The sequence below is a fragment of the Paenibacillus nuruki genome, from assembly GCF_001721045.1.
Classification (GTDB): domain Bacteria; phylum Bacillota; class Bacilli; order Paenibacillales; family Paenibacillaceae; genus Saccharibacillus; species Saccharibacillus nuruki.
The window spans coordinates 54590-81201 of sequence record NZ_MDER01000027.1 but is presented as its reverse complement, the minus strand read 5'-3'; the positions used below and the strand labels follow the sequence as shown (position 1 = coordinate 81201).

The window sequence follows — 26612 nt, the reverse complement described above, 5'->3', positions numbered from 1 at the left end:
GCATGGTAGGTGATCAACGACATGGGTTCTTACATTTTGAAGCGTCTGATTGTACTGATTCCAGTATTGTTAGGAATGACTATTATTGTATTTTCGATTATCCATGCGATTCCAGGTGATCCAGCAGATACAATTCTAGGTGAAAAAGCGACAGAGCAATCTAAGCAAGCTTTGCGTGAACAGTTAGGATTAGATCGTCCGTGGTTAGAACAGTATTTCGCTTATTTGGGTGATTTACTGACAGGTGATCTAGGAAGTTCGATCCGCACGAAGGAGCCTATTTCGCAAGAAATAGGTCCTTACCTAGCGGCAACGATGGAATTGACGGTAGCTAGTATGTTATTTGCTATCGTTATCGGGGTAAATGCAGGAATTGTCAGTGCTTGGAGACATAATTCATGGTTCGATTATATTTGTATGATTATTGCTCTTGTAGGTGTATCGATGCCGATTTTCTGGCTAGGCTTAATGGAGCAATGGATTTTTGCAAATAAACTGCATTGGTTACCTTCTATTGGGCGGCTCAATGTACGTGAACCGTTAGAAGCTGTGACAGGATTCTATGTGATTGACGCTATTATTTCAGGGCAGACTTCGCAGTTATGGACAGTCATTAAGCATCTTGTTTTACCTTCAATAGCACTCGGAACGATTCCGATGGCAGTGATTGCACGGATGACACGTTCCAGTATGTTAGAAGTAATGCAGTCTGATTATATTCGTACTGCCAAAGCCAAAGGATTATCTCAATTTTATGTCGTTTATCGACATGGGTTGAAAAATGCGTTTATTCCAGTCCTGACCGTTATCGGTCTTCAGACAGGAGCACTTCTGGGTGGAGCCGTATTGACCGAGACGATTTTCGCTTGGCCAGGCGTAGGCAGATATATTTATGAAGCAATTAGCAATCGTGATTATCCGGTAATCCAATCAGGCATTTTAATTATTGCTATCATTTTTGTTGTTATTAATCTGCTGGTGGATCTGCTGTATGCCTTATTTGATCCACGTATCCAGTACAAGTAAGAGGTGATTAGATGACACAAGCATCCCTGAATACCGGATCAGGTGGCAACGTCAAAGAAGTAAAGTCTGGTCCCTGGCGTGATGGTATACGTTCATTTATGCGTAACAAAACAGCCGTGGTCGGATTCGCAATTGTGGTGTTCTTTATTATACTGGCTTTACTTGCGCCGCTTATTTCGCCTTACGATTATAAAGCACAGGTATTGTCTGAACGTCTGCAAGCTCCATCCGCTACACACTGGTTTGGCACAGACGATTTAGGCAGAGATATTTTGACCCGTACACTGTATGGAGCACGTATTTCATTATGGGTTGGTTTTGTATCGGTGATCGGTTCTATTATTATCGGTACTTTTTTAGGGATACTGGCTGGATTTTATGGTCGCTGGGTAGATATGATTATCTCGCGTGTGTTCGATATCTTGCTCGCTTTTCCAGCTATTTTATTAGCTATTGCGATTGTAGCTATATTAGGACCTTCTTTGCAAAATGCGCTTTATGCGATCGCTATCGTCAATATTCCGACTTATGGTCGGTTGGTACGATCGCGTGTGCTTTCATTACGGCAAGAAGAATTTATTACAGCGGCTCGAGCGACAGGTGTTCGAGATGCACGGATTTTGTTTAGACATATTTTGCCGAACAGTCTAACACCGATTATTGTACAAGGTACTCTAGGTGTAGCGACAGCGATTATAGAAGCCGCAGGATTAGGCTTTCTAGGAATGGGTGCGCAACCGCCCGAACCCGAATGGGGCAAAATGCTATCCGATTCACGTCAGTTTATTCAGACGGCTCCGTGGACTGTTATTTTTCCAGGGGTATCGATTTTGCTGACTTCTCTTGGATTCAATCTTATGGGCGATGGATTACGGGATACATTTGATCCACGAATGAAGCGTTAATCTTGAGCTAACTGTATAAAAGGAAAAGAAGATATACGAACCGTTTGTAGGCTCGTGTATCTTCTTTTTTGATTATAAATAGAGAAGTGCTAAATTTTTTCTTCTATAATATACTGTCATTTTGTATCGTATATTTTTCAGTGTAAAATGGGTATAAATAGTTTACGATCTAGATAGACATGGATTCGCAACCGTGCTTTACTTTGATAAGTGAGCAAAAATGTGTATAATCACTCCAACCATGTATAGACAATCGATATAGAGATATAGGAGAAACCATATGGAAAATAATTTAAAATCGATGCGTGAACACCGTCAATACACCGAAGACAAACATGAAGCTTCCAGAGAAGCATACGAACGTGATTATTCACGTCTTATCCATTCACCCACTTTTCGCCGTTTACAAGGAAAATCACAAGTGTTTGGAGCAGGTACCGGTGATTATTACCGTACACGATTAACGCATTCTTTGGAAGTAGCGCAGATTGCAAGACAAGCCGCCAAAAGTCTGCTTAGTCGTTATCCTGAAATTGATGAATCGGCTGCCAGTAATCCAGGTCTGATTATTCATCCTGAAGTGGTCGAGTGCGCTTCGATCGCTCATGATTTTGGACATCCTCCGTTTGGACACAAAGGAGAAGAAGTACTGGAAAGCATTTTAGAAAATTTAATTACAGAGAAAACGCAAAAAGCGTTGAAAGGCAAAAAAGTAACGCCTGCTGAACGTGAAGCGGTGCGTCAGCAAATGCGAGAGAAATATGAACATTTTGAAGGCAATGCACATAATTTTCGTTTGATTATGTTTTTGGAAAAGCGTGAAAACTTAGATGGGCTTAATCTGTGTGATGCAGTACTACTTGGAATTAATAAATATCCGTATACCGGTATTGTTAACAAAAAAGGGCTGTATCATCGGGAATGGCAATATATCCATGAGATTCGTCAACAATGGAAAATTCCTGATCGCAAAATTACACTGGAAGCGCAATTGATGGATTTGTGTGATGATATTGCTTATTCTGCTCATGATCTAGAAGATGGGATCAAAGCTGGCAAGATTGAAGTGCATGAACATTTTATGCATGATCCGTATACACATAAATTAATTATTGAAAAAATTATGACACTTGAAGATCGCTTCTGGTTAGGATGGAGTCGTGAAAGTATAGCGGCTAAAGTGGATGAAGTGCTTACAGCTTATTTGCGTATTTGGCGTGAAAAACTGCCTGTCTGTGATCATGATTTTTCCCGTACTCGTCGCGAAGTGAAGGCGTACTGGGTCAGTCATTTTGTCAGTCATCTAGGTGTAATTGATGATGGAGATTGGAGAAAGGTAACTTTTATCAACGATCAATCAGAAGATGAAGATCTGTTACGAACTGTAAGTGTACTCAAAAGTTTTGCATGGGTGACAATGATTCGTGATCTACGGGTACAACGATTGCAAAAACGCAGTGAATGGATTATTCGCCGCTTGTGGGATGCTTTTCTGGATCAAGAATCGTCCGTTTCGATTATTCCTTCCGATTGGTTACAACGATTTGAACGTGATCAATTAAGTCCTAACCCGGTATGGACATGGGAACGAATGGTCATTGATTATATTGCGGGAATGACTGATGCTTTTGCTGAGAAAATTTATAATGAATTGTATGGGCTCAAAGTGGGTTCGATATACGATCTTGATTAAATCGTATTCTGTCTACCGAAGCATATATATAGAAGAAACATCATAGAAGAGGTGAGACCATGAAAGCAATATCCCTTGGTATTCTAGATATGTCACCTGTATTAGAAGGCGTATCGGTTGAAGAAGCTTTACAACAATCTGTACGATTAGCACAAATGGCAGAAGAACAAGGTTATGAGCGATTCTGGTTATCTGAGCATCATGATATGGCTGGACTTGCTTGTACAGCACCTGAAATTATGATCACTTATATAGGAGCACATACGTCTACAATACGTCTGGGTTCTGGAGGTGTATTATTACCTCATTACAGTGCACTCAAAATCGCAGAAACGTTTCGGATGTTATCTGCGCTTTATCCGGGAAGAATCGATCTGGGTATTGGACGTGCACCGGGAGGATCAGCCCATGCATCGATTGCGCTAAGTGGTAATTATTTAGCGCATGTTTCCCAGATGCCTTCATTAATGCAAGACCTTACTCAATTATTGCAAAATAACTATGAGATTGAAGGCGGACAAGTTCAGGCAAGACCGATTCCTGCGCAAGAGCCAGAATGTTGGTTACTGGGCACGAATATTAAAAGTGCAGGTTTGGCTGCTGAATATGGAACAGGATATGTTTTTGGATATTTTATGAGTGATAATGATGGTCAAAAAGCGATACAACATTATCTTGATCAATATCAATCTACCTCATTGCAATCTCATCCTAAAGTCATGATGGCGATATCTGTTATTTGCGCAGATACGCAAACAGAAGCAGAGCAATTATATGAGAATTGGAAAAGTAATTCGCAAGCACAGGGAGGAAGTACCGAAGAATCGCCATCTCCTATTGTAGCGAGCACCGAAAATATTATTCAGCAACTTCAACAATTACAGACAGAATATAAGGCGGATGAACTATTAGTGATTTGTCCATTACAGACCTATGATGAACGTATCGGCGTGTATCAAAAAATTGCTGAAAATTGCTGAAGCGAATCAATCGGTATCTTCATTTTTAGCACAATAAACTACTAAAACTGGAAATTATCATAGGGAACAATGTGATGCGATCAATTGAATAAATAATCGAACCGTTGAATAAATGATACTTTTTTACACAACAAAAAGACTCGTCCTTTACTGAGGAACGAGTCTTTTTGTTATTTTATTTAATACTTTTTACCATAATCAACCAGATTAACAGGAAGAGTCTGATTTTCTTGATATGATTTTAAATTGGTTAAAAAGATATCTAAAACACGTTCTGTATAATGCTCATTACTGCCAGCAATATGAGGAGTAATAATGACTTGTTCCATATTCCATAACACATGATCTTCAGGCAAAGGTTCTGGATCGAATACATCAAGTCCAGCGCCTGCAATCACTTTTTCTTCCAAAGCATGAACCAATGCATCGGTGTCCACTGTAGAACCACGCCCGACATTAATAAAAATAGCATTTTTCTTCATCGCTGCAAAACGTTCTTGATTGAACAATTGCTGTGTCTCATCGGTCAGTGGCAAAATATTCACCACATAATCAGCTTCAGCGAGAGCTGTATCTAATTTATCCATTGTATACATCTGTTCAATATATTCTGTTGCTTCACCAGAACGCCGAACACCGATTGTATGCATACCGAATGCTTGAGCAAGTCGAGCTGTTTCTTGTCCGATATTACCAACACCTACAATAGCGATCGACTTTCCTTTGAGTTCAGTAAATGTTCCACTGGTATCCCAAGTCTGTTTACTTTGCTGACGAATAGCTTGATGAAAGTTGCGAGAAAATGCAAGCATATATCCAAAAATCTGTTCGGAGATAGGAACGGTATGTACACCATTCGCACTGGTCAACTGCACTTGTTTATGATGCAATTTTTCTAAAGGCATATTATCTACACCGGCTGACCATGTTTGAATCCATTTAACCGGACAGTCCTCTGCTAGAATATAATCGGCTAACTTTTTAGACCATCCTACAATAATTTCTGCATCTTTAAAAAGAGAGGCATCGGCTTGTTTAGCAGGAACTGCTTTTAATTGGTATTGGGGTGCTGTGGATTGAATCTGTTGTTGTTGAGCTTCATCTAGTTCTTGTAGAAATAGAATAGTAGACATCGTATTCCCTCCCTGAGTGATCAAGCTGATCGATCTATGACCTTTTTAAATCATATCAAATAATAACCCGCACACCAAATCAGAAACTACGCATTACTGTAGTGTTTTGCAGATTTGGAGCAATTGGTGTATACTAGGTGGAAGTAATGATAGAACGTGTGTTCGTTAATAAGAAGATTTGAATCAAGGAGGTGATATGAATCATGGGTACACAATTAGGACAAGAACGTATTTTTGTTGCTTTGCGAGTAGGTCAAGAAGCATCAGAATCGTTAAGTCATTGGAGTGCTTCTATACGTGAGACATATCATTTTCGTAAATGGACACATCCACAAGACTTACATATCACGATTCAGTTTTTAGGTGATGTGTGGGTAGAAGAAATAGAAAAAATAAAGCATGCACTTTATCAGGTCGCCAAGCAGAATCATTCCTTTGCTTTGCAGTTAGGATCATTAGATACATTTGGTCTGATCGAAGCGCCTAAAGTATGGTGGGTACAGCCTGAAGGTGATCTTCAATCTTTAGATCATCTACAAAGTGAAATTGGGCACACTTGTACAGCATTAGGGTATTCCCCGGCAGATCGTCCGTATCGTCCGCATATTACAATCGCTCGTAAGTACAAAGGTGAGATTCCTTTTTCAGAGCTGGAACATTCTTTTGAATTGCCGTCACTTTCATGGCAAGTTACAGAGATTGTATTGTGCAAAATACGAGTAGGATCTCAACCGACTTATGAAAATTTAGCAGTATTTCCGTTGTTGACCAAGTAACCTATACCTAATATTGCTTATTTGTCAATTTGACAAAAGATAAGTAACTATACTACTATACGTTCTGCTGCAATTTTGTAGTTGAAGGCGGGATGGAAATCGAATTTTCATAGAGCTGAAAATTCAAAATTAGGTTAGTCACTTCGACTTGTAATCGAATATTCGAGTGAATCATAAAATGACAAAATGATTCAAAATTTGATCGTTGGTGTATTCAAATGAAATCGGATAGGTTACATAGAGGATGGAGTAAGCTAACAATATTGGAGGAAAAAAATGGAGTTTATTAAACGCAATCAGTGGATTACGCCGTTGCTAGGCGTGCTTTTTATATTTGTAATGTCTATGCCTTTCTGGATGGATAACCGTACAACCCAAGAAGAAACATTTACCGAGTTGCCTATGTGGGGAACTAAGCCTGTAGTAGCTTCTGCATCTACACTAGAAGCAAGGACAAATATAAATTTTGTCACCTGGAATAATACCCATACCAAAAAAGTCGTCAAACAAGTCAAAGCAGAAACTGTGGCCGCTCAAGCAAAAGTGACAAAAGCTAAAAAAATAGCAGAGCAAGCCAAAATAAAAACAGCCCATGCAAAAATTAAAGCAGCGAACGCACGTTCAGCCAAAGCGAAAGCATCGTCAGGCATTGTAACGGCAAGTTCGTCTATTAATCATTCAACTCCAACCCACTTATACTTTACTCGGACCGAGCTACTTAACCAGAAGGAGAAATCCGAAGCAACCTGGACCTACGCGCTGTCTAGTAAAGATCGGCTACTGTTAGAACGTATTGTTATGGCAGAAGCTGAAGGCGAACCGTACGAAGGCAAAGTGGCAGTTGCCAACGTTGTCTTGAATCGGCTACGGTCAGCTAATTTTCCCAAAACTATCAAAGATGTTATTTATCAAAGATACCAGTTTTCGCCTGTAAACAACGGTAGATTTGATCGTGTTCAGCCTAATGCTGACTCTGTTAAAGCAGTAAGTGAAGCTCTATCCGGTCATAAACAAGTGCCTGATGATACGTATTATTTTGTATCTTTATCTCTAGCAACTGACGATACGATTGAACGTACACGTACCAAAGTGGTGCAAATAGGGCATCATACTTTTTTTAAATAAAACCACGAAATATGCTGGTTTGTTTTATTTTGCTCTTTTCTAGTTTATAAGAAGTAGAGGAATTATACTTTCATGTATGAGAATGATAAGATCAATTCTGAAGCATATGAATCTATTTCGGAGGTGCATTTATTTATGAAAATCACATATTATGGTCAGTCTTGTTTACTGGTTGAACACGATGGGAAAACAGTTATTATTGACCCTTTTCTTTCAGGTAATCCGCATGTAAATGTTTCTCCAAAAGATATTAAAGTGGATGCGATTATTTTGACTCATGGTCATGGTGATCATTTTGGAGATACAGTAGAAATCGCTAATAACAACAATTGCCCTGTGATTGCAGTCGTAGAATTGGCTCAATACACAGCAAGCAAAGGTGTTGAACATACAGTAGGAATGAACCTTGGGGGTAGCAAACAATTCGATGGGTTCAAAGTGAAGTACACGTTGGCATTCCATTCTTCCTCGATTGAAGAAGGCGGTCAAAATATTTATCTTGGAGAGCCTGCCGGTATTTTGTTAACAATGGGTGACAAGACGTTGTACCATGCAGGAGATACAGCGCTATTCGGAGATATGAAGCTAATCGGCGAATTGAATCATATTGATGTGGCTGCATTGCCAATCGGAGATTTCTTTACGATGGGACCTGAAGATGCTCTTCTTGCTGCTAAATGGATCAAAGCGAATCAAGTGATTCCGATCCACTACAATACATTCCCGCCAATTGAGCAGGATGCTCATGCCTTTGCAACAGAATTGCAACGGGATAATATCAAAGGATTACCACTAGAGATTGGTGAAAGTGTAGAGATTTAAGTAACGTCTACATGTTAACTTTGTAATAAAAGAATGAATCTTTAGATAAATAGTATAAACCCGTATCCAAATCGAAAGCCTACCTTTACTATAAAAGGGTAGGCTTTATTTTTTATCAAAAAAAGAATAAAATAATGAACCTACATATATATTAAATATTAATTTTAATGTATAATAATACACTATATTATTAAGTAGCTTATACGATACGTTATTGCACTAATGCTTTGACGCAAAATAATATTTTATCAGAACTATAAAAATTTTGAATTGCCACGATGTCAGGTCAGTGTTAAAATGAGATAACTAATCCAGAGTAAGAGCATAAACACTTGTGCTATGTATAATCTCTCTTAGTAGAGATTCGGATAATTATACTACTACTATTCATTTCTAATATCATATTCAGAGAGGCTGCTTCCAACCATCTGTATCGTAAATGTACGTATACAGGTCGTGATGATTGGAAGAGCAGCCTGTTTTGTATACCCTGTCTTTGAGCTTGCGATCTTCAATGTCGTCCTCGTAGTGCCGTCCACTGGCTGTTCTCTTGACATCTTATTTCATAATAGAAAGGTTGCGTATTATGAACATTACAGGTTTGCCTCCAAAACAGGGGCTTTATGATCCTCAATTTGAAAAAGATGCTTGCGGTATGGGTTTTACTGCACACATCAAAGGAACACCTAGTCACCAGATCGTTAGCCAGGCGCTGACGATGCTTGAAAATATGGAGCATCGCGGTGGTCAAGGTAGCGAGCCGAATTCCGGTGACGGAGCCGGTATTATGGTACAGATTCCTCATCGCTTTTTTGTTAAAGAAGCCAAAGCACTTAATTTTGAATTGCCAGAAAAAGGTCAGTATGGTGTAGCGATGGTGTTCCTCTCCCGTGATGAAGAACTACGTAACCGTCATGAAGACCTGTTGAAAGATATTATTGCTCAAGAAGGACAGGTTCTTCTAGGTGTACGTACAGTACCGACAGATGACAGTACACTTGGCAAATCCGCCAAAGATGCGAAGCCAGTCGTTCGCCAATTTTTTATTGGAAGAAGCTCAGAGTTACAAGCTCAAGATGAATTATCTTTTGAACGTAAATTATATGTGATCCGCCGTTTGGCAGAACGTCATATTCGTTTTGCTAGTGAACCGGGTGGAGAAACATTTTATATCCCAAGTTTGTCTTGTCGTAAAGTCGTATATAAAGGTATGCTGACAACGATTCAAGTGGGCGAATTTTATTTGGACTTGCGTAACGAAGAATTCGAATCAGTGATGGCATTGGTTCACTCCCGTTTCAGTACAAATACATTCCCGAGTTGGGATCGTGCCCATCCTTATCGCTTTATGATCCACAATGGTGAGATCAACACGATGCGTGGAAACGTAAACTGGATGCATGCTCGTCAATCTCTGTTCGAGAGCGAAGTATTTGGTGATGATATCGATAAGATTCGTCCTGTTATTAATCCAGATGGATCCGATACAGCGATGTTTGATAATACACTAGAATTTTTGTATCTGAATGGACGTTCATTGCCACATGTTGCGATGATGATGGTTCCTGAACCGTGGAGCAATCATGACAGTATGGATGCGAAGAAAAAAGCATTTTATGAATATCATAGTTGTCTGATGGAGCCGTGGGATGGACCTGCTGCAATGGCATTTACCGATGGTATTCAGATCGGAGCAACACTTGACCGTAACGGTCTGCGTCCAGCACGTTATTATGTCACTAAAGATGATCGTATTATTCTTTCGTCTGAAGTGGGTGTGCTCGATATTCCGGCAGAAGATATCCTGTACAAAGATCGTTTGCGTCCAGGTCGGATGCTACTTGTCGATACAGCAGAAGGTCGTATTATTTCAGATGAAGAAATCAAAGATAAAATTGCTTCAGAACAACCGTATGGTGAATGGCTAGAAGAGCATTTGATGAATTTGGATGAAATTCCAGATGCGCCAGAAGCGATTCAACCAGACCATAGCAATATCGAACAATTGCAATTGTCATTTGGTTATACATTTGAAGAATTGCGCAAAGTATTAGAGCCTATGGCATCTACAGGTGCAGAAGCGATTGGCTCGATGGGATATGATGCACCGCTTGCGGTATTGTCTGATCGCCCGCAACGACTGTTCAATTATTTCAAACAGATGTTTGCACAGGTAACCAATCCTCCTATCGATTCGATTCGTGAAGAGATTGTAACGTCAACTGCAACATCTATAGGACCTGAACGCAATTTGCTTGATCCACAACCGGAAAGTTGTCGTCAGATTATTCTGAATACACCGGTATTGTCGAATGAAGATTTTGCTAAGATTCGTCATGTTCGTCGTCCGGGATTCAAAGCAATGACCATTCCTATTTTCTACACCGCAGCAGAAGGTGCAGAAGGATTGCGCAAAGCACTGGATAATTTATGTGCAGCAGCAGATCGTGTTATTCGTAAAGGTCATAATTTCTTGATCCTTTCTGATCGTGGTGTGGATAAAGAAAATGCGGCTATTCCTTCATTGCTAGCTGTTGCTTGCTTACATCATCATTTGATTCGTCAAGGAACAAGAACCAAAGTCAGTCTATTGCTTGAATCAGGCGAACCGCGTGATGTGCATCATTTTGCATTGTTGTTAGGTTACGGTATCAGTGCAGTCAATCCGTATCTGGTATTTGAATCGTTGCAAGATATGATCAAGCAAGGGTTACTACGTGGTATTTCACATGAAAAAGCTGTGAAAAACTATGTTAAAGGTGTAACCAAAGGCGTAACTAAAATTCTGTCCAAAATGGGGATCTCAACAATTCAGTCTTACCGTGGTGCACAGATTTTTGAAGCTGTAGGCTTGCAGCAAGATTTTGTTGATCAATACTTTACATGGACAGCTTCTCGTATTGGCGGTATTGGTTTGGAAGAAGTAGCCGCAGAAAGTCTGTCTCAGCATTATCGTGCATTTACAGACAAAGATGGTAACGATAAAGTATTGGATTCCGGTGGTGACTATCAATGGCGTAATGACGGGGAAAAACATTTGTTCAACCCGCAAACGATCCATTTGTTACAACATGCAGTCCGTACTGGTGATTATAAATTGTACAAAAAATATGCAGCTTTAGTTGAAGGTGAGAATGAAGAACGTCTTACACTGCGTTCTATGCTCAAATTTAAGCCTAATGGTGCACCGATTCCTTTGGAAGAAGTAGAGCCGATTGAATCGATCTTCAAACGCTTCAAAACAGGCGCAATGTCGTTCGGTTCAATCAGTCAAGAAGCGCATGAGAGTCTGGCTATCGCAATGAACCGGATCGGTGGTAAAAGTAATACCGGTGAAGGTGGAGAAGATCCTGCTCGCTTTGTTCCTGATGCGAATGGAGATTCACGCCGTAGTGCTATCAAACAGGTTGCTTCTGGACGATTTGGTGTCACATCAAATTATCTGGTCAATGCGGATGAAATTCAGATCAAAATGGCGCAGGGTGCTAAACCGGGTGAAGGTGGACAATTACCAGGACGTAAAGTGTATCCTTGGGTAGCAGAAGTTCGTGGTTCTACACCAGGTGTAGGTCTTATTTCACCACCACCGCATCATGATATTTATTCGATTGAAGATCTAGCTGAACTGATCTATGATCTCAAAAATTCAAATCCACGCGCAGATATCAATGTAAAATTGGTTGCTGAAGTAGGAGTAGGTACGATTGCGGCAGGTGTTGCTAAAGGTCGTGCAGATATTATTTTGGTAAGTGGTTACGATGGTGGTACAGGTGCTTCTCCGCAAGGTTCAATCCGTCATGCAGGCTTACCGTGGGAATTGGGTCTAGCAGAGACACAACAAACATTGATTATGAACAATCTTCGTGATCGTGTTGTGTTAGAGACAGACGGTAAAATGCTGAGTGGACGCGATCTAGCAGTAGCAGCTCTATTGGGTGCAGAAGAATATGGCTTCTCTACAGCTCCATTGGTAGCATTAGGCTGTATTATGATGCGTGTCTGTCAGATGGATACTTGTCCTGTAGGTGTAGCTACTCAGAATCCAGAACTCCGTAAAAACTTTACAGGTGATCCTGCTCATGTTGTTAACTTTATGAGATTTGTAGCGGAAGATTTCCGTGAAATTATGGCAGAGCTTGGATTCCGTACGGTACAAGAAATGGTTGGACGTATGGATTGTCTGGATGCTGTCGATGCCGCAGAGCATTGGAAGAAAAAAGGTCTGGATCTGTCTGTATTGCTTCACGAGCCTAAGCTTGCAGAAGGCAGTGAACGCTATAGAGTTCAAAGACAGAATCATCAATTGGAAGAGACATTGGATATGCAACAATTGGTTCCTCTGGCGACTCCAGCTTTGGAAAATGGAACTCGTATTGAAGCCGATCTTGCCATCTGTAACGTGAATCGTGCGACTGGTACGATTCTAGGTAGCGAGATTACACGTAAATATGGCGCAGCAGGTCTGCCAGAAGATACCATTACATTTAACTTCAAAGGATCAGCAGGTCAAAGCTTTGGTGCATTTGTTCCTAAAGGAATGACGCTCAAAGTGGAAGGCGACTGCAATGACTATGTAGGTAAAGGATTGTCTGGTGGTAAATTAGTGGTTCGTCCAGATGCCAAAGCTACATTTGTAGCAGAAGATAATATTATTATCGGAAATACGGCTCTGTATGGCGCTACAAGCGGCGAAGCCTATATTAATGGTATCGCAGGCGAGCGATTCGCTGTACGTAACTCTGGGGCAAACGTTGTGGTTGAAGGCGTGGGTGATCATGGTTGTGAGTATATGACAGGGGGACGTGTCATCGTTCTTGGAGATACAGGTCGTAACTTTGCAGCAGGGATGTCGGGCGGTATCGCTTATGTGCTTGATCCAGATCGTAGCTTCGTTGAGCGTTGCAATCTTGAAATGGTTCTACTCGAATCCATTGAAGATGCAGCCGAACTAGAAGAAGTACGTACTCTGATCGAACGTCACGTAGAGTACACAGGTAGTCAAGCAGGGCAACGTGTATTGCAGGATTGGAATCAACAATCTCAAGACTTTGTTCGTGTTATTCCAAAAGACTACAAACGGATGACCGAGCAGATTCAAAAAGTTCACGATACAGGCTTAACAGGCGAAGCCGCTTTACTGGCAGCCTTTGAAGCTAATATGCGCGAACTGGCACGTTCCGGTGCATAGTCTATTGTCTTCACTAGGATGGTTGCTGGCACTTTTCGACTTTTTAGAATAGAAAAGAGTTAGATCATTTTATGCTTCAACATTAAAGTTCATGTATCAAAGAACCTGTAGTTACTGGAAGTATTCAGTAAGCAGGTTCTTTTTTTGCCTATATGATGTCTGTTCATAAACTGTGATACACTGGATAAAGATTTAGAGAAGTAGTGCCTATTTCGATTCATACTTAGAGCAGGAGGAAAATATATGGAATCCAACTCCAATCCGGTTGTACCTTCTACCGTACATATCTCCAAAGATCCAATGCCTGATTCCAATGAACATCATGGAGCAAATCATCTCCCTGTCGTTCAATTTCAGAATGTAAGCAAAGTTATCGGTGGCAAAACATTAATTGATCATTTAACTTTAGATATTCCAGCTGGAAAAGTATTCGGTTTTCTGGGTCCTAACGGAGCTGGTAAAACCACAACCATTCGAATGATGGTTGGTTTGATGAGTATTACAGAAGGCGATATTTTGATTGATGGTCAAAGTATACGCACGCATTTTGAAGAAGCGATCGCTAAAGTAGGCGCGATTGTCGAAAACCCAGAAATGTATAAGTATATGACAGGTCGACAAAATCTAATGCAGTATGCGCGTATGTCTCCTGGAGTAGATCCTCAGCGAGTCGAAGAAGTAGTACAATTTGTAGGGCTAACCGGACGTATTCATGAAAAAGTAAGTACGTATTCACTGGGTATGCGTCAACGCCTTGGTGTAGCTCAAGCACTTCTTCATCGTCCCAAACTACTCATTTTGGATGAACCTACCAATGGACTTGATCCGCAAGGTATTCGGGAACTACGAGATTATTTACGTGCATTAACTCGTGAAGAGGGGACTACTGTTTTTGTATCCAGTCATTTGCTCGCCGAAATGGAATTGATGTGTGATGCGATTGCAGTGATTGATGGCGGAAAATTAATCGATGTACGAGAACTGCATACGACTGCTGAAGCCGAAGCGGATCTGATCGCCAAAACAGCAGTTATCTTCGAATTGGATCAACCCGAGCGAGCAGTTGAATTGACGTCAGTAGGACAGGTGCAAGGTAACACATGGACCATTGAAGCAGATCGTCAACAAGTCGCTCAATTCAATATGTTATTTGTAAGCAATGGCATAGCCGTATATGCGATTCGTCCAATCAAGCGAAGCTTAGAAGATCAATTCTTAGAGTTAACGCGGGGAGGGCAATTATAATGGATTTTTGGAGACTGGTGCATAACGAAAATCTCAAAATTGTACTTAAAAAGTCCACATGGATTTTGACAATCTTGATGATTATTGGATCACCGATCGTACCTATTTTTCTCAAATTGATCGATATTCCTTTTTCAGCCCCTGATGTTATTTATCAGTCATTTAACTTATATTTTATTGTGATTATGTTATCGCTTATTATCGCTTCTGAATCGGTATCCAGTGAGTTTTCAAGAGGAACGATTAAGCTACTCTTAATTCGTCCGTGGGATCGTTGGAAAATTTTATTATCCAAATACATTTCAGTGATTTTATTTTCACTAGCGGCTACGATCGTATTTGTTATTTTAAATATAATCTTTGCTTATATCTTATTTCCGGCTTCAGGCAATAGTATTTTATCAGCAGCTTCATCGACACCGGATCTAGTGCTTACTATAGTCTACAATTACATTCGTGCATTAGTATTGATCACTGTTGCTTTTATGTTATCTTCTTTATTCCGTTCCACTGCATTGTCGATTACGATCTCAATTTTGCTTTATTTTTCGGGCAATACATTGAATGGCATTTTCCGTCTTTTTTTAGAGCAAGAACATCGTGAGTTTATTAAATATTTGCTCTCCACGAACTTGGATCTAACTCAGTATTTTGCTTCACCTACAGGAACATTCGGAATGACATCATTAGGGTTCTCTTTAGGCGTATTGCTCGTTTATATGATCGTGTTTATCGCAATCACATGGTTTTCTTTTGTAAAACGAGATGTACGAGCTTAAGTTACACCAAGCTATGATTAGAGATGCGCTATTCTTCTTTTGAAGAGTAGCGTTTTTTATATGGTAATAATTGCATTTAAATTTGTGAATCAACAGACAATGAGTTGGTTATATGGATAGAAGAAGTGATTGGATTATCGAACAAATTTGATTTGAAAGTTCAAGGAAAGGAAGCACAGTATGATTTGGATTGTATTGATTTGCCTTGTTTTTATTTGTCAGACAGGAATTATATTGATTCTTGAGTTTCGTCGCCCATCCAAAGCTGTTGCGTGGATGTTTATTTCATATTGTATTCCGTTTCTAGGATTTGTTTTGTATTATTTTGTAGCACGTAATTACCGGATTCGTCGTACGATTCGTAAAAAAGGAACCATTATTTTCCGCGAAGTTCGTCATCGGTTATGGAGACAATCACATGTAATACGTAAAGCACAAGATATGGGGAATCCCCATTTTCAAACCGAAGAGCGTCTATTCGGTCTTCTTTCTCATCTGACTGAAAATCCGATTACTGCATGTAACAATGTTAAAGTACTGACAGATGGTAAAGTGACATTTGCAGCGATGCTTCGAGCGTTAGAGCAAGCAGAACACCATATTCATATTCAGTTTTATATTTTTAGAGATGATATGATTGGCAAAGAATTCACTGATGTTCTGATTCGCAAAGCACAAGCCGGTGTGAAAGTACGAATGTTGTGCGATGGGTTGGGCAGTTATCATTTGAAATATACATTTGTCCGTCGACTAAAAGCCGCAGGAATAGAGTTTCATTTCTTTTTACCTCCATTTACTTCGTTTATTCAACGTGAAGTGAATTATCGTAATCATCGCAAAATTTTGGTGATTGATGGTGAAGTTGGATTTATGGGTGGATTAAATATTGGTGATGATTATTTAGGCTATGATCCTAAGCTGGGATATTGGCGGGACACTCATCTGGAGACACGTGGTGATATTGTTTATTTTCTACAGACGGTCTTCTTGGAAGACTGGGAATTTGCTTCAGGGCAACGGATTACTGATCCGATCTATTTTCCGAAGCATCAATGTGAAGGCAATGAACGAGCATTGATTGTATCGAGTGGACCTGATCGGAACTGGGATGCGATTCAAGAATTGTGTTTTAGTGCGATTGCTGTAGCCAAGCAGCGTATTTGTATCACTACGCCTTATTTTATACCGGATGCAGGCATCTATACAGCACTCAAAACAGCCGCAGTCAGTCGTGTACAAGTCGATATTATTATTCCGAAAATATCCGATTCACAAGTTGTTCATTATGCCTCGTTATCTTATATGCAAGAGTTGATGCGTGCTGGAGTGCGTATTCATCAATATGAAAAAGGATTTGTGCATGCCAAAGTGATGGTGATCGATGATCTACTGGCTTCAGTAGGTACAGCAAATATGGATATGCGTAGCTTTTATAGCAATTTTGAATTGGTAGCTGTTTTGGTAGAACCGTCGACTATCGAGCGCTTAATGGAGGACTTTGAACGTGATCTTGGACATAGTCGTCTATTGAATTATGAGCAGTTTATCAAGCGATCTCGTGTTCAGAAAACGATGGAGACGTTATCACGCATGTTATCACCACTTCTATAAAATAACCTACTGATTGCTGAACGTATTTCTATAATCGTCTATCATCTTAACAAGGAATGGGATCAAGAATATGGTATAATCGCTCTATCAAACGATTTGGCAGACGATAGTTATTAGATATCGTATCACTTGTCATTTTATATGGAGGAACACATGTCTGAACGATTACCAGCAACATCATATACATTTACCAGTCAAAGCTTGGAAGATACCGATCAACTAGCTGCTTTTTTAGCCAAGCGTTCATTGCCTGGCACTATTATTACACTAGACGGAGATTTGGGAGCAGGGAAAACTCATTTTTCCAAATCATTTGCCCGTTATCTAGGTGTAACATCATTGGTGAATAGCCCAACATTTACGATCATTAAGGAATATGAAGGAAATATGCCTTTTTATCATATGGATGTATACCGGATTAGCGAAGAGGAAGCGGCTGATCTGGGGTTAGATGAATACTTTTATGGACAGGGTGCTACATTGGTCGAATGGGCGAGTATTATTCCTGACTTATTACCTGCTCAGCGATTAGGGATCGAGATTACAGTCAATGAAGACAACACACGCAAGTTCGTCTGTACAGGTTATGGAGAACCTTATTCAGAGTGGTGTCGTGAGTTAATACAGAATGGAGTTAGTGACAATCAATGAATGAAATCAACGAACAGCCGCGCAAGCGGTTTTTGGTTTTGGATACATCTACAGCTTCTCGAAATGTAGCTGTTATGCAAGAAAATGAAGTACTTGTAGCTGAAAATAGTTATGCTGATCGCAATCATTCCGTTGGTCTGGTGAATGGAATCCAGAAGCTGATGGAACAGTCTAATACATCTCGCAGTGAATTAGCAGGTATTGCTGTAGGTGTGGGTCCTGGTTCATACACAGGTATTCGTATTGCGGTAACAACAGCCAAAACATTAGCATGGACATTACAGATTCCAGTCGTAGGCTTTTCCAGTCTAGCAGCGCTGGCTTGGAGTGGATATCGTGAGTATCTGTCTACCCATATAGAATCATCTGAATTATCTCAAACAACAGCATCCTCTCAGCCGTCCGTATGGATTATTCCACTGATGGATGGTCGCCGTGCTCAGGTATATACTTCGTTATTTGATATTCAATCTACGTCTACAGAATCTACAGCAGAGATAGTAACTTTGCCAAAGCGTATCGAAGAAGATCGGATTATGCTTATGGATCATTGGATGGATCAGATTGCTGCTCAGTATCAGGGGTTGTCTGAACAAGAACGTCCACATCATATTTTGATCGTCGGAGAAACAGCTAACCATCAAGAGCGAGCAGAGCGTTTACAGGATGTTGTTGAAGCGAAGATCACCATACTAGCATGTGGACTTGATGCAGGATGTGCAGGAGAAGTCGGAGCAAGTCTACTTTTAGATGGCAAATATGATGATACGCATCATTTACTACCCAATTACACACAACTGTCAGAAGCAGAAGCGAATTTGCTACGCCAGTCAAAATAGAAAGGAAGTGTGCTCATGGCATTACGATACGAGCAGAATCAACAACAACCTGTGCTACGTAAAATGACGATTGATGATATTCCAGAAGTGATGGAGATTGAACATGAAGCATTCACACTCCCCTGGACAGAAGAAGCATTTCGTAATGAATTGACGATGAATCATTTTGCTCGTTATATGGTGATGGTAATCGATGGACGAACGATCGGTTATGCAGGCATGTGGACGATTATGGATGAAGCTCATGTTACCAATATTGCGATTCGGGAAGCTTATCGTGGACGTAAGCTTGGAGAAGCTTTATTAGTCGAACTGATGAACTGGGCATTAGAATTAGGAATGTTACGCATGACACTTGAAGTACGTGTCTCCAATGAGATCGCACAGCAATTATATATGAAATTAGGTTTTAGTAACGCAGGTATTCGTAAAGGGTATTATTCGGATAATAATGAAGACGCCATGATTATGTGGTGCGAGTTAGCCGAAGCGCAAGGTCATCTGGAAGGAAGCGTGGAATAAACATGATGCAACAAGATATACAACGTGAAGGATGCCATATTCTAGCGATAGAGACGAGCTGTGACGAGACGTCCGTGTCTATTGTGAAAGATGGTAAAATCGTGCTGTCCAATCTCGTATCGAGTCAGATAGAGACACACAAAGCTTTTGGCGGTGTGGTACCCGAAGTCGCTTCACGCAAACACGTAGAAAGTATTACATTGATGATTGAAGAAGCAATCCAAGAATCGGGAGTTGCATTAGAAGATATTTCAGCTATTGCAGTTACTCAAGGCCCCGGCTTAGTAGGTGCTTTATTAGTAGGCATTATGGCGGCAAAAAGTTTGGCATTTGCATTAGACAAGCCTTTGATCGGAACCCACCATATTGCAGGTCATATTTATGCAAATAATTTAACCGCAGAGATACAATATCCTTCGATGGCATTGGTCGTATCAGGTGGACATACTGAACTGGTATTACTAGAATCTGAAGGACAATTTCAATTGATCGGTAGCACTCGTGATGATGCAGTAGGGGAAGCGTACGACAAAGTAGCACGAGCATTAGGATTCCCTTATCCGGGTGGGCCTTATGTAGATAATCTGGCGATGGAAGCAGAATCGGCAGTATCTTTGCCACGAGTATGGTTAGAAGCCAATTCATATGATTTTAGCCTGAGTGGATTGAAGTCAGCCGTTCTGAATGTAGTCAATCAGAAGAAGATGCGCGGCGAAGAACCGATGATAGGCGAGATCGCACGAGGTTTTCAAGAATCGGTAGTTGAAGTACTGGTGGAAAAAGCTGTTCGTGCAGTGCGCCAGTATGGAGCGAAGCAGTTGTTATTATGTGGTGGAGTAGCTGTTAACCGCGGGTTACGAGCGAATCTAACTGATCGTTGTGAAAAAGAAAAGATTGAGTTGTTGATTCCGCCGTTTGAGTATTGTACCGATAATGCAGCAATGATCGGAGCTGCTGCTTATTTGAAATGGAAACATAGTCAATTCACTACATTGGATATGAAAGCAGAGCCATCTCTTTCACTTGAAAAATGGTCGGTCACGTATCAACCTGTAGAACAAACTGAAAATAGTATTGACTAATGCAACTCGCGCTTTTATAATATCAATAATTCGTTATCTATAATGATCTTCATCTTAAATAGAATAAACGCTTGGAACGGGATTAGTAGGGAGATTCGCTTGAATCCAGAGAGCTGCGGGATGGTGCAACGCAGTATGAAGGCAACCCTGAACTCACCCGGGAGCGGAATGATGGAAAGTCTAACGAGTAGACAGGTACATCATTACGGTTGATCCCCGTGATCGGATACCATTATATTGTATTTCATATAATGCATTTTAATGGATAAAGCGGGACGCCGTTTTGAATGATTCTAATCAGCGTCCAATAAGAGTGGTACCGCGAAGGTAAATCAACCGTCGTCTCTTTTACAGAGATGGCGGTTTTTTGGTATTTTCATAAAGAGATACTATCGCTCTATTGGAATAGATAACGAACTGTGAATTCACAAACTTACTAATAACATCATATACACACACGCAAAGAACAGGAGTAGTAAAAAGAAAGCTACCACAATCAGAGAGTTGCGGGAAGGTGCGACGCAATACGGTAGATGGTCTTTTGAACTCGCCTGGGAGCGGAAGTAGGGAACATGATGATAGATGTCATCATCGTACTTACTTACGGGTCATTCCCGTCATCCAATGCTGATCCAGTACATATGCTTATTATCTATGTACATGTACTGGATCAGATTAAGCGGGAATCAATACGATTCCAACAAGAGTGGTACCGCGACAGCATCGTCTGGCGTCTCTTACATTAGTGAGAGAAGTCAGGCTTTTTTTGTATTCTTTTTTCTTGAAATGTATCTAATCATGTATGCAAATAAAGAATTTGGGAGCGTGAATGAGATGAGTCAGATCAGTCAACCAAGCTACAAAAAGATTGCTATTTTAGATACCACTTTGCGTGATGGAGAACAAGCACCGGGAGCGACACTACAATGGGATCAGAAAATAGCATTGGCAGAACGGTTACAAGCGTTAGGTGTCGATGTGTTAGAACCTGGTTTTCCTATTTCCAGCCCGGGAGAGTTTGAAGCCGTACAGAAAATAGCTAGAACATTTCAGCAATTTGAAATTTGTGGATTTGCACGAGCTGTAAAAATCGATATCGAAGCCGCCGCCAAAGCAACAGAAGATGCTGTTAATCGCAGAATTCACTTGTTTTTGTCCTCTTCCGATATCCATTTACAACATCAATTACGCAAAACAAGAGCAGAAACGGTGCAGATTGCGCATGATATGGTGTCTTTTGCCAAGCAGTTTACCGATCGTGTGCAATTTACAGCGATGGATGCTTCTCGGACAGCAATAGATGATCTGATTGAAATGGTAGAGGTGGCTATTGCCGCAGGGGCAACGATTATTAACTTGCCTGACACTGTAGGGTATGCTTTACCAGACGAATATGGACAGATGTTTAGAGCCGTTCGTCAAGGAGCACGAGGAGCTGAAAATGTTCAGTTGAGTGCACATTGTCATAACGATCTAGGATTAGCAGTAGCGAATAGTCTAGCAGCGGTTCAAGCAGGTGCAGATCAAGTAGAAGTCACTGTTAACGGAGTCGGTGAACGTACAGGGAACTGTGCATTGGAAGAATTGGTCATGGCAATTGAGACACGCCGTAATAGTCTAGATGTAACAACGAATATACGCGCAGAAGCATTATATGAAATTTCACATGAAGTGAGTCGAGCGATGAGATTTCCAGTAGCTTATAACAAACCAGTAATCGGTAGAAATGCATTCCGACATGAATCAGGAATCCATCAAGATGGATTATTAAAAGACCTATCGACGTATGAAATTATGAGTCCAGAACGATTAGGTATTCCGCGTACGATGATTATATTAGGAAAGCATTCAGGTCGACATGCTCTTTCTAATCGTCTAGCACAATATGATATTTATCCTGAAGAGCAACAACTTCATCAATGGTATGAAGATTTCAAAAAATACGCCGATCACAAACATCATGTGACAGATGAAGAGCTATTAATGTTGACAGGAAATTCAAACGCAATCACCCAGTCTCAACTTTCGATTGAAGATATTCAGTGGAATGCTCATTCAGATGGAACGATCGCATCCAAAGTTACCTTAAACAGTCATGATCATCCATATACGACTCAATCGATTGCTATTGGAGCGATGCAATCGGTGATGAATAGTCTTCAACAAGCCGTTCAACAATATATGGGCCAAGAGATGATTGAACACTCAGAAGATGAAATAGAAGGTATACAATTGGAAGATATGGAAATGCAATCGTTCTATACGAACGGTATAGCATACACAGATGCTGTGGCAACAATCTGTTATCAGAAACAGACCTTCCGTGGTACCGCTTCCGGACAAGATTCGTTACAAACGGCAGCGATTGCTTTTGTATCTGCATGTAATCAGGCGTTTACAGAAACCATTAGAATGAAGAATGATTTGTCAAGATGTTAACAAAGTTATCCACATATCCCCCACAAAGTGTGTATAAGTACAAAATAAGTGATTATACGAAGCTTTTTCAAAATGATGAAATAGGGGATATGTTTATCACCTGATTTGCTCGAAATCTGTGGATAATGTGCATAACTCGGTGGATAAATATGGATATGGATAAAAAATAGTAGTATAACAGTGAAAAATGACCCTAATGGGTCATTTTTTGTGATCAATAAATCGCTAATTTTGTGGATAACTTTGTTTGTAAACTTTTTTACTTGCTTAAAATAAAGTTTTTGATCTTTTACAATCTCGTGTACAAGTCTTGACAAAACGAACTACTATTCAGCAGCTAACGTTTCCCATTCTTCATAAGCCTCTTCTAATGACTGTTGCAATTGAGCAATTTCCTCTTGATGCTTTTGGACAGCTTCATAGTCTTGGTAGACCTCAGGAAGTGTTAATTGTTGCTCCAATTCACTGATACGTTCTTCCCAATCGGCAATATCTTTTTCCAATTGTTCTGTGCGTCGTTGACGATTACGCTCATCTCGTTTGGCTTGTTTGCTTTCTTCATACGAATTGGCAAAGGGTTCTTCTGTTGTCCCTGTTGTAGTCGTATTATTTTTGGATTTTTGGAGTGCATTTTCAGCAGCGATTTCGAGTAATTCTTGTTTTTTAGCTGTATAATCATCGAAATTCCCAAGATAAGCCGTTAATCCTTCAGGACGCAGTTCTAAGATTCGTTCTGCCATTTTATTTAAGAAATACCGGTCATGTGAAATAAATAATAGGGTGCCTTCATAATCCATCAGCGCGGATTCCAACACTTCTTTGCTCATTAAGTCCAGATGGTTGGTCGGCTCATCCAGAATCAGCATATTGGCATCCAGTAACATCAATTTGGTCAAAGAAACTCTGGCTTTCTCACCACCGCTAAGCGCAGATATTTTTTTGAGTACATCTTCACCACTGAACAAGAAGTTACCAAGCACTGTACGAATACGTACTTCTTCTAAATGAGAGAAACTACCCCATACTTCCTCAAGCACAGTATTGTTGGGATTCAAATGACCTTGTTCTTGATCATAGTAGCCAATTTTTACTTTTGCTCCCCATTCGATCTTACCAGTGTCTGGCTGATGCTCATCAATAAGTGCTTTTAGCATGGTGGTTTTACCAGTTCCGTTTGGTCCGATAAGTGCAACCATATCTCCACGTCTTAATTCAAATGAGATCGGTTCAAAAAGCTTTTGCTTATCTTCATACGAAAGAGTCAATTGATGTACACGCAACACTTCTTTACCAGAAACGACAGATACACCGAATGAGAAGTTTGCTTTTTTGAGGTCACCTGCAGGACGATCCAAGCGATCCATTTTATCAAGTGCTTTACGACGACTTTGTGCACGTTTGGTCGTGGATGCGCGTACAATATTTTTTTGCACAAAAGCTTCCATACGTGCGATTTCACCTTGTTGTTTATCGAACTGTTTCATTGCCGTTTCATATTCAGCGGCTTTGATATCAATATAACGACTGTAGTTACCGGTATAGCGTTTGGAACGATGACGCTCAATCTCGACAATTGTAGTCACTAAGCGATCTAGAAAATAACGGTCATGCGATACAACCAGTAATGAACCCGAATAACCACGTAAATAATCTTCTAGCCATGTCAGAGTATCGATATCCAAATGGTTGGTCGGTTCATCCAGCATTAATAGATCAGGTGCTTGTAACAGAATACGTGCCAGTGCTAATCTTGTTTTTTGCCCGCCACTTAGCGTCTCGACAGTCGTTTCTTGAGAAAAGTCACCAAATCCCATACCATGCAAAATACTGCGAATCCGTGTATCCATTTCATATCCGCCTTGTTCACGGAACCACTCGGAACGTTCTGCATAACGAGCGAGAAGATCAGCATATCCTTTGTCATCTTCCATCATGGCAGGATCAGCAATCTGTTGTTCCATAACACGTAATTCTTGTTCAGTATCAATTAAGTTAGCAAATACAGAACGCATTTCTTCGCCGATCGTATGGCCATGATGTAATCCACTATTTTGCGCTAGATAACCAAGTGTCATTTCTTTATTGCGGAAAATCTGCCCACTATCATAAGACATTTCACCTGCAATAATTTTGAGCAAGGTTGATTTGCCTGCGCCGTTTACCCCGACCAGACCAATCCGTTCTCTTTCTTCAATTTGCAAATTCAAACCTTCTAAAATAGGTGTAATTCCGTACAGTTTAGTAATTCCATTTGCTTGCAGTAACATTGACTGATTGAGCCCCCACATCATATATATAATTGAAAATCATGAATTTGTATAAAAAGTTATTGTATTTAGTTTACATGAAAGGATGTTAATTTGCACCGTAGATCATTTTTAATAGAGGGTGAAGTTGGTTTTTGGAAAGAACAATGATACACTGTCACTATCGGGATTTTTGCGAAATTTGCGATGATCATACAGGCTTATTATTCCTACAACAGCCTGGTCTGTGCAAGGAGGTAAACCATGGAAATCGTCTCAAATAAACAGCGTTTACGACAAGAGTTGAAACGTAAGCGAATGGCATTAACTCCTGAACAACGATTACAAGAATCAGCAGACATTTGCGCTGCTGCTGCCTCATATATGAATCAATTGCGTCAACAAAAACAAAAATCAACACTAACTTTATTTACTTATCTGGCGTATCGTGATGAACCAGATACAATGCCCTTATTGCATCAATGCTGGCAAGCAGGAGATACTGTTTTTGCCCCGCGTATTGATGCAGCGCAAGATGCTCTTTTTCATTTATACCCAATTACAGGCATTCATGATATCGAACCTGGAGCTTTTGGTATTCCCGAACCTAAGCACGACCTGCCAATAGTACCCGAATCAGCGTGGCAAGAGATAGATCTTATTCTTGTTCCGGGACTTGGATATGATAAGCAAGGTGGACGTATTGGTTATGGTGGTGGATACTATGATCGTTTTATGTCCAGATTAGAGCAGACTTCTTCTCATCTACCTGTATGTGGAGCATTTGTTTTTGGCACGCAAATCACGGAAAAGATTCCGATGGAATCGCATGATTTCCGTATCGACGTGCTGTTTATGGCGTCTGAATATAAAGTAACAACAAAAAGCGAGAAGTAGACACAATAGGTGGGATAGATAACGATGAGTAATCAACATAATCAAGAGTATGAAGGTCTACCAACACCGGCAGGGAAACTGACTCATTTTAATGAGCAAGGACGTGCGCGGATGGTCGATATTTCAGATAAAGAAAGTACATCACGTACAGCGATTGCAGTAACTACCGTTCAGATGTTACCAGCAACACTGGCTGCGATCAAAGCAGGACAGGTAGGTAAAGGCGATGTATTGGCTGTTGCACAGGTAGCAGGTATCCAAGCTGCCAAGCGTACATCAGATTGGATTCCAATGTGCCATCCTTTACCTTTAACAGGTGTAAATATTACCTTTGGAGATAATGATCATGATGAGCTTCATATTGAAGTTCAAGTGAAAACAGAAGGTAAAACAGGTGTAGAGATGGAAGCTTTAACCGCGGCTTCTGCTGTTGCTTTGACCGTATATGATATGTGTAAAGCATTACAAAAAGATATGGTGATTGGACCGACGATGCTGTTATCCAAAAGCGGCGGAAAAAATGGAGATTTTAAAAGAAACGAATAGAAGTCATCCATATACGTGATAGAGACGAATCCTTATAGTAAGAATAGTGATCCACCTGAATCGATGAATACAGATGTAATAGATAGAGGAAGATGGCAGATAGATGG

Annotated in this window: 20 protein-coding genes and 2 other annotated features; of the genes, 18 read left to right on the top strand and 2 right to left on the bottom strand. The window is 40.4% G+C overall.

The window, feature by feature from the left end:
- Window positions 1-21 precede the first annotated feature (21 nt).
- The 4 genes from PTI45_RS03540 (at window position 22) to PTI45_RS03525 (ending at window position 4604) form a co-directional block, all read left to right on the top strand.
- Window positions 22-1026, top strand: a complete 1005-nt coding sequence (locus tag PTI45_RS03540; protein ID WP_069326159.1) for an ABC transporter permease — start codon at window positions 22-24, stop codon at window positions 1024-1026.
- Window positions 1027-1037: 11 nt separating this feature from the next.
- Window positions 1038-1931, top strand: coding sequence for an ABC transporter permease (locus tag PTI45_RS03535; RefSeq protein ID WP_069326158.1), 894 nt, complete (start codon window positions 1038-1040; stop codon window positions 1929-1931).
- A gap of 280 nt (window positions 1932-2211) precedes the next feature.
- A complete protein-coding gene (locus PTI45_RS03530) occupies window positions 2212-3624 on the top strand; it encodes a deoxyguanosinetriphosphate triphosphohydrolase family protein (RefSeq protein WP_069326157.1) in 1413 nt (470 codons plus the stop codon).
- Window positions 3625-3683: 59 nt separating this feature from the next.
- The gene (locus PTI45_RS03525) at window positions 3684-4604 is read left to right on the top strand and encodes an MsnO8 family LLM class oxidoreductase (protein WP_069326156.1); all 921 of its coding nucleotides are present in this window, start codon (window positions 3684-3686) and stop codon (window positions 4602-4604) included.
- A gap of 179 nt (window positions 4605-4783) precedes the next feature.
- Here PTI45_RS03525 and PTI45_RS03520 read toward each other — a convergent pair whose 3' ends face one another.
- A complete protein-coding gene (locus tag PTI45_RS03520) occupies window positions 4784-5737 on the bottom strand; it encodes a D-2-hydroxyacid dehydrogenase (protein ID WP_069326155.1) in 954 nt (317 codons plus the stop codon).
- A 203-nt stretch (window positions 5738-5940) separates the two neighbouring features.
- Here PTI45_RS03520 and thpR point away from each other — a divergent pair, with 203 nt between their 5' ends.
- From thpR to PTI45_RS03460, 12 genes are all read left to right on the top strand, one after another.
- A complete protein-coding gene (gene thpR, locus PTI45_RS03515; RefSeq protein WP_069326154.1) occupies window positions 5941-6513 on the top strand; it encodes an RNA 2',3'-cyclic phosphodiesterase in 573 nt (190 codons plus the stop codon).
- Between the two features lie 276 nt (window positions 6514-6789).
- Complete coding sequence (locus PTI45_RS03510) at window positions 6790-7638, top strand: cell wall hydrolase (protein WP_069326153.1); 849 nt, start codon at window positions 6790-6792, stop codon at window positions 7636-7638.
- A 135-nt stretch (window positions 7639-7773) separates the two neighbouring features.
- Window positions 7774-8460, top strand: coding sequence for a metal-dependent hydrolase (locus PTI45_RS03505; RefSeq protein WP_069326196.1), 687 nt, complete (start codon window positions 7774-7776; stop codon window positions 8458-8460).
- A gap of 586 nt (window positions 8461-9046) precedes the next feature.
- Window positions 9047-13648: a glutamate synthase large subunit gene (gene gltB, locus PTI45_RS03500; protein ID WP_069326152.1), complete on the top strand. Its 4602-nt coding sequence runs from the start codon at window positions 9047-9049 to the stop codon at window positions 13646-13648.
- A gap of 300 nt (window positions 13649-13948) precedes the next feature.
- Window positions 13949-14893: an ABC transporter ATP-binding protein gene (locus tag PTI45_RS03495; RefSeq protein WP_069326195.1), complete on the top strand. Its 945-nt coding sequence runs from the start codon at window positions 13949-13951 to the stop codon at window positions 14891-14893.
- Window positions 14893-15672, top strand: a complete 780-nt coding sequence (locus PTI45_RS03490) for an ABC transporter permease (protein WP_083243321.1) — start codon at window positions 14893-14895, stop codon at window positions 15670-15672. Before PTI45_RS03495 ends, PTI45_RS03490 begins: the two co-directional genes overlap by 1 nt.
- Before the next feature lie 180 nt (window positions 15673-15852).
- Entirely contained in the window at window positions 15853-17283 is a 1431-nt protein-coding gene (cls, locus tag PTI45_RS03485) for a cardiolipin synthase (protein WP_069326150.1), read from the top strand.
- 153 nt (window positions 17284-17436) lie between these two features.
- Window positions 17437-17934, top strand: coding sequence for a tRNA (adenosine(37)-N6)-threonylcarbamoyltransferase complex ATPase subunit type 1 TsaE (gene tsaE / locus PTI45_RS03480; RefSeq protein WP_069326149.1), 498 nt, complete (start codon window positions 17437-17439; stop codon window positions 17932-17934).
- Complete coding sequence (gene tsaB / locus PTI45_RS03475) at window positions 17931-18773, top strand: tRNA (adenosine(37)-N6)-threonylcarbamoyltransferase complex dimerization subunit type 1 TsaB (RefSeq protein WP_069326148.1); 843 nt, start codon at window positions 17931-17933, stop codon at window positions 18771-18773. The genes tsaE and tsaB overlap by 4 nt, the downstream gene beginning before the upstream one ends.
- Before the next feature lie 15 nt (window positions 18774-18788).
- Complete coding sequence (rimI, locus tag PTI45_RS03470; RefSeq protein ID WP_069326147.1) at window positions 18789-19295, top strand: ribosomal protein S18-alanine N-acetyltransferase; 507 nt, start codon at window positions 18789-18791, stop codon at window positions 19293-19295.
- 2 nt (window positions 19296-19297) lie between these two features.
- Window positions 19298-20377 (top strand): tRNA (adenosine(37)-N6)-threonylcarbamoyltransferase complex transferase subunit TsaD, encoded by a 1080-nt coding sequence (tsaD, locus tag PTI45_RS03465; RefSeq protein WP_069326146.1) that lies wholly within the window; start codon window positions 19298-19300, stop codon window positions 20375-20377.
- 63 nt (window positions 20378-20440) lie between these two features.
- Window positions 20441-20727 (top strand) — a binding site (T-box leader).
- Between the two features lie 103 nt (window positions 20728-20830).
- Window positions 20831-21118 (top strand) — a binding site (T-box leader).
- Between the two features lie 93 nt (window positions 21119-21211).
- Window positions 21212-22816, top strand: coding sequence for a 2-isopropylmalate synthase (locus PTI45_RS03460; protein ID WP_069326145.1), 1605 nt, complete (start codon window positions 21212-21214; stop codon window positions 22814-22816).
- 326 nt (window positions 22817-23142) lie between these two features.
- Here PTI45_RS03460 and abc-f read toward each other — a convergent pair whose 3' ends face one another.
- Window positions 23143-25083 (bottom strand): ribosomal protection-like ABC-F family protein, encoded by a 1941-nt coding sequence (abc-f, locus tag PTI45_RS03455; RefSeq protein ID WP_069326144.1) that lies wholly within the window; start codon window positions 25081-25083, stop codon window positions 23143-23145.
- Window positions 25084-25326: 243 nt separating this feature from the next.
- On the opposite strand from abc-f, the gene PTI45_RS03450 reads away from it, so the two are divergent.
- A complete protein-coding gene (locus PTI45_RS03450; RefSeq protein ID WP_069326143.1) occupies window positions 25327-25959 on the top strand; it encodes a 5-formyltetrahydrofolate cyclo-ligase in 633 nt (210 codons plus the stop codon).
- A gap of 24 nt (window positions 25960-25983) precedes the next feature.
- The gene (gene moaC / locus PTI45_RS03445) at window positions 25984-26505 is read left to right on the top strand and encodes a cyclic pyranopterin monophosphate synthase MoaC (RefSeq protein WP_069326142.1); all 522 of its coding nucleotides are present in this window, start codon (window positions 25984-25986) and stop codon (window positions 26503-26505) included.
- Window positions 26506-26612 lie beyond the last annotated feature (107 nt).